Below are 4,682 nucleotides of genomic sequence, written 5' to 3'. Positions count from 1 at the left end.
TGATGTGCTGCGGAGTGGGGTTTTGGTTTGGTTTCACGACGCCATATGATGCACATTTAGCAGGCCAAGCGATCTCCGCAGAAGCACTTTCATATGACAGCCCTAGTAAAAATAAACACGTCAAAAGACCTGTTTTTAATAGAATGGATTTCATTCTTTTATTCTCCTAACCTTGTTATTTCCAATTTTCATACAGGAATATTTTATCATGATAGGTCATTGTTTTTCTATAATCCAAATAGACTATGAAAATACAGTGTTATATGATTTAAGTATAGTTGAAATCAGTATTTAATAGAAAGGACACGCTGATGAAAAAACGGATACTCCTCCTCCTGGTGCTATTCACCTATGGAATTGCTTTATTTGGTTCCTTCCAAAGGTTTCAATTTCAACTCGCACATCCTATCGTGAAGGACGTAGCTGGGTTATTACCTACAAAAGTAAAGGAAATCAAACACGGAGAAAGCAAGGGCCAATTACAGCAATGGGTAAAACAGGCCCATAAACAAAATGAAAAAATTTCTATCGCCGGAATGCAGCATAGCCAAGGCGGGCAAACGTATTATCCTGGAGCTATAATGCTAAATATGAAACAGTATAATAAAATCTTGGATTATGATCCAAAAGCAAAACAAATCACGGTGCAAAGCGGGGCAACTTGGGCAGATATACAAGAGAAAATCAATCCTGATGGGCTTGCCTTAAAGGTACAGCAATCTCAAAATATTTTTACGGTCGGCGGGTCGATGAGCGTAAACGTCCACGGCCGGGATATTCGCTATGGACCATTAATCGATACCATTGCGTCCTTTCACCTATTGCAGGCTGACGGCTCCATTATCCAAGTTAGCCGGACAAAACATCCGGAGCTATTTTCCCTTGTCATTGGAGGATACGGATTGTTCGGATTAATTTTAGATGTCACGCTAAATTTGACGAACAATGAGTTATATCAGCATGAAACGGTTCCGATGCACTACCGAGATTATTCAAATTATTTTCGTCAACATGTTCAAAGCGATCAAAATGTTCGCATGCATATTGCAAGAATATCAGTTGCACCGGATCATTTTCTAACAGATATGTATGTCACAAATTATCGCTTGGCTCCCAATCAAGGAAGATTAGCCGAATTTGAGAAATTAGAAAATCCCGATCAGATAGTTGCACTGCCGAAGTTTTCTCTTCAACTAGCCCGATATAGTGATTGGGGAAAAAATCTTTTATGGTCCACCCAGAAAAAACTTTCCATAAAACAATCAGGAAACTATGAAACAAGAAATAATGTCATGCGCACCTCAACTGATTTTATGGAGTATGGAGATCCAAGCCGTACGGAGATATTACAAGAATATTTTGTTCCTGTGGATGAATTTGCTCCCTATATCGATGATCTTCGCAACGTGTTAACGAAAGAAGAACTCAATGTCTTAAATATAACGGTTCGCTTTGTTGAAAAAAATCAACATTCAGTGATGTCCTATGCAAAGGAAGATATGTTTGCCCTCGTATGGCTTATTAATCAGCATAAAAGCGCTGACGGTATAACGAAAACACAAAAAGCTTTACGGAAACTTATTAACGTAACTTTAAAACATCGAGGAAGCTATTATCTACCCTACTATTCCTATCCAAGTAAACAAGAGTTGGAGAAAGCTTATCCGCGCAGTAAAGAGTTTTTTCGAAAAAAACGACTCTACGATCCCGATGAAACATTTATGAATTTCTTTTATAAGGAGTATGGACAATGACCTTCAGGCAACTAATTCGTGCACAAAGTATCTTGCTAACGGCAAGTAGTATTGCTTTTCCCTTTTATACTTTACTGCTTCGAAATCTCGGGGACAGCTATTCACAATTCGGTTGGGCCTATGGGCTATTTGCACTTACCTCTGCTCTCTGCCATCCATTGATTGGCCTTTTAACTGATCGGTTGGGAGATAAGGTCTTACTAATCGTTTATGCATGGGGAATGGCCGGAATGATGTTATTTGTCCCGATACTCTCGGAACTATGGCAGGTTTATACGATTCAAGTGGTGATGGGAATATTAGGAGCTATTCAAAAAACAACGGAAAAGACAGCCATATCTCGGCAAGTTACTTCAGAACAAGTAGGGAAGAAAATCGGACACTACCATTTATGGACTTCCATATGGGCCGCAGTCGGGATCATTGCTACGGGGTATATGATCGATTTTTTAACGATTGGCAGCTTGTTCTATCTTACCTCCATTCTTTATATGATTGCAGGACTTATTGTTTGGAAACGACCAAATGATCTAAACGATAAAGTTGAAAATCGATTCCCTCTTTAACTAAATGAACAAAGGCATTGGTATATGTACCAATGCCTTTGTTTGATAGAAGTGCCTAAGGAAATACAATTCTGGTTTATGAACAGTTCCTACTTTACTATTACACCGCTTTAAAAAGCGTATGTTTTTGCTCTTGAGTGTTTTTTCCTTTTTTCAAACTTACCATTGCGATAAAGGAGATACAGTAAAGTAGTGCAAGATAACCCATTGCTACCGTAACATTCGAATGCTGTAGGATATATCCTACTAATATAGGAGATAATCCTCCTAATGCTCTTCCGAAGTTAAAAATCGTGTTGGTTGCTGTGCTGCGAATTTCAACCGGATAGAAATTGCTTATTAATGCCCCATAGCCAGCGAACATACCATTCGAGAAGAATCCGACAATAGCACCGCCGATTAAAAGGCCTGCACTCCCTGACGCAAAGGAGTATAAAAAGACAGCGCCCGCGGAAGCGAATAAGAAGATCCCAAATGACCGTTTCATTCCAAATCGATCCATAAATTGACCAAACGTTAACATTCCTGCAATCATTCCTGCTGCCGTACTAATCGTCCAAAGTGCCGAATTTGAAACGGATAAACCTTGTGATTGTTGAAGCATTGATGGCAGCCAAATCATCAAACCATTATAACCTGCAATTTGGACAGTTGCCATGATTGCTAAGGCAATCGTTGTTACAGAAGTTCTTGGTGTAGCAAACAATTGCTTTAATTTCCTTTCCCTTGGCAATAGTTGTTTTTTCTTATTTGCAGCTAGCCATTCGGGAGATTCGTCTAATTTCTTTCGCACGATAAAGGCAAAAATAACCGGTACCAAGCCGATGAAGAAAAGTCCTCTCCATCCCCAGGAAGGAAGGATGATGGCGCTAAGGAGCGCAGCGAGAATCACACCGTATTGAGCGCCGATGCTAACATAAGAAGAGGCTCGTCCTTGTTTATTTTTTGGCCATGCTTCAGCTACAAGTGCCATTCCAATACCGTATTCTCCACCTGCACCTAAGCCTGCAATAAATCTATAAATGTAAACTTGCTCAATATTTGAGGCTAGTCCCGTTAACGCCGTGCCGATTGCAAATAGTAGAATCGTATAAGTAAATATTCTAACTCGCCCAAATTTATCTGCTAAGATACCGAAAATTACTCCACCAGCCAGCATTCCTAGGTTGGTAATAGAAGAAATGAGGCCTCCAGCCACCATACCAATATGAAACTCTGCAATAATCATCGACATGGCAAAGGATATAAACATGATATCCATGCCCTCTAATGTTAAACCTGCTACTGATGCGACTACTGTTTTTTTACGATAATCCATTCCTGTCGTTCTCCTTTCAAGCCTCACTGGACTTAGATTAAAAGATAGTTGGCAAAAATAAAATGCCCTTTCATCCAAAGGACAAAAAGGCATTCATATACGTGACAAAGTATATATGAAGTTTACGTTCGCCTTTTTGGACTCTCTGGACCAATTTAAAGGAATTTAATTTCATCTAATAGTAACATGATACATTTCATGTGACAATAGAAATACCTAGAAAAGTCCCTTTAAAGATGTAGGCGGTGTGCTTTTATACCATTTTGCTAAAGGATTGACTGAGACTTTTTAACGTGTAGAGTCTGCCCGTTAACAGAAATAATTCATCGTAATGATTATTTACATATTCCTCAATAATAGTAAGCCCTTCTTTAAATTGATCAACTAAATAATAGGTATACTTTCCATCCCAATCAAACTGATTAATTCTAATAAGTTCATCTGCTAGGATTTGAAATCGATACTCTTCATTAAGAAGTTTTATTTGGTACAATTTATCCGGTGTAAACCTAGTGCTGTTTTTATTATCATGACTTTTATTAACATATTTTATATAACCCTTTATATTTTCAGCCAGTAAATTCGCCTTTTGCATCTCAAAGTTCATCATTTAATCTCCTAGTACCAAAAAATATTGGATATGATTTGCTGAAATAGGAGTAATCGCCATGATACGATATCCAATACTTAGTAATTGCGACAATGTTTCGGCACAATTTTGACGTGGAGGCTCAATCGGGGCGTGGTAACTTTTATAAAGATTGAGAAATTGATTATTGGTTGTACAGTGAAGCAAAATCACATGTCTTCCAGTCCATGCTTGACCAATCATGGGTTGTGGCTGTATTTGAATTTCCCTTTTGATTCTCATATGGAACACCCTTATTCATTGATACAATAGAATATGGAAAAAACGTTGTCCAAGGTTCTTGAAAAATGGTTAAAATAATTCTTAATTTCTTGATTTACTTACATTTTACTTAGTATTCACAATGAATCAACATTTACCTTTTATTATTAACTTGTACATTACTTATGTAGAAG

Annotated in this window: 5 protein-coding genes; 2 read left to right on the top strand and 3 right to left on the bottom strand. The window is 38.0% G+C overall.

What is annotated here, in order from left to right:
- The first annotated feature begins 311 nt into the window (after window positions 1-311).
- Both V7137_RS10415 and V7137_RS10410 read left to right on the top strand, forming a co-directional pair.
- Complete coding sequence (locus V7137_RS10415; protein WP_335698021.1) at window positions 312-1,754, top strand: FAD-binding oxidoreductase; 1,443 nt, start codon at window positions 312-314, stop codon at window positions 1,752-1,754.
- A complete protein-coding gene (locus tag V7137_RS10410) occupies window positions 1,751-2,320 on the top strand; it encodes an MFS transporter (protein ID WP_335698020.1) in 570 nt (189 codons plus the stop codon). Before V7137_RS10415 ends, V7137_RS10410 begins: the two co-directional genes overlap by 4 nt.
- Before the next feature lie 100 nt (window positions 2,321-2,420).
- Here V7137_RS10410 and V7137_RS10405 read toward each other — a convergent pair whose 3' ends face one another.
- The 3 genes from V7137_RS10405 to V7137_RS10395 all read right to left on the bottom strand — a co-directional run bounded on the left by V7137_RS10405 (window position 2,421) and on the right by V7137_RS10395 (window position 4,509).
- Window positions 2,421-3,638 (bottom strand): MFS transporter, encoded by a 1,218-nt coding sequence (locus tag V7137_RS10405; protein ID WP_335698019.1) that lies wholly within the window; start codon window positions 3,636-3,638, stop codon window positions 2,421-2,423.
- Window positions 3,639-3,891: 253 nt separating this feature from the next.
- On the bottom strand, window positions 3,892-4,245 hold the full coding sequence (locus tag V7137_RS10400; RefSeq protein ID WP_335698018.1) for a hypothetical protein: 354 nt from the start codon (window positions 4,243-4,245) through the stop codon (window positions 3,892-3,894).
- A 3-nt stretch (window positions 4,246-4,248) separates the two neighbouring features.
- A complete protein-coding gene (locus V7137_RS10395) occupies window positions 4,249-4,509 on the bottom strand; it encodes a hypothetical protein (protein ID WP_335698017.1) in 261 nt (86 codons plus the stop codon).
- Between the last annotated feature and the right edge of the window lie 173 nt (window positions 4,510-4,682).

This window comes from Neobacillus drentensis, from assembly GCF_036962765.1.
Lineage (GTDB): Bacteria > Bacillota > Bacilli > Bacillales > Cytobacillaceae > Neobacillus > Neobacillus drentensis_C.
Note: the sequence above shows the minus strand (reverse complement) of the source record. Positions and strands in the feature narration are given on the sequence as shown.

Bases quoted from the DNA above. Each gene is read 5' to 3' on its own strand.
- V7137_RS10400 (WP_335698018.1), bottom strand. From the start codon at position 4,245: ATGAACTTTGAGATGCAAAAGGCGAATTTACTGGCTGAAAATATAAAG.
- V7137_RS10405 (WP_335698019.1), bottom strand. From the start codon at position 3,638: ATGGATTATCGTAAAAAAACAGTAGTCGCATCAGTAGCAGGTTTAACA.
- V7137_RS10415 (WP_335698021.1), top strand. From the start codon at position 312: ATGAAAAAACGGATACTCCTCCTCCTGGTGCTATTCACCTATGGAATT.
- V7137_RS10395 (WP_335698017.1), bottom strand. From the start codon at position 4,509: ATGAGAATCAAAAGGGAAATTCAAATACAGCCACAACCCATGATTGGT.
- V7137_RS10410 (WP_335698020.1), top strand. From the start codon at position 1,751: ATGACCTTCAGGCAACTAATTCGTGCACAAAGTATCTTGCTAACGGCA.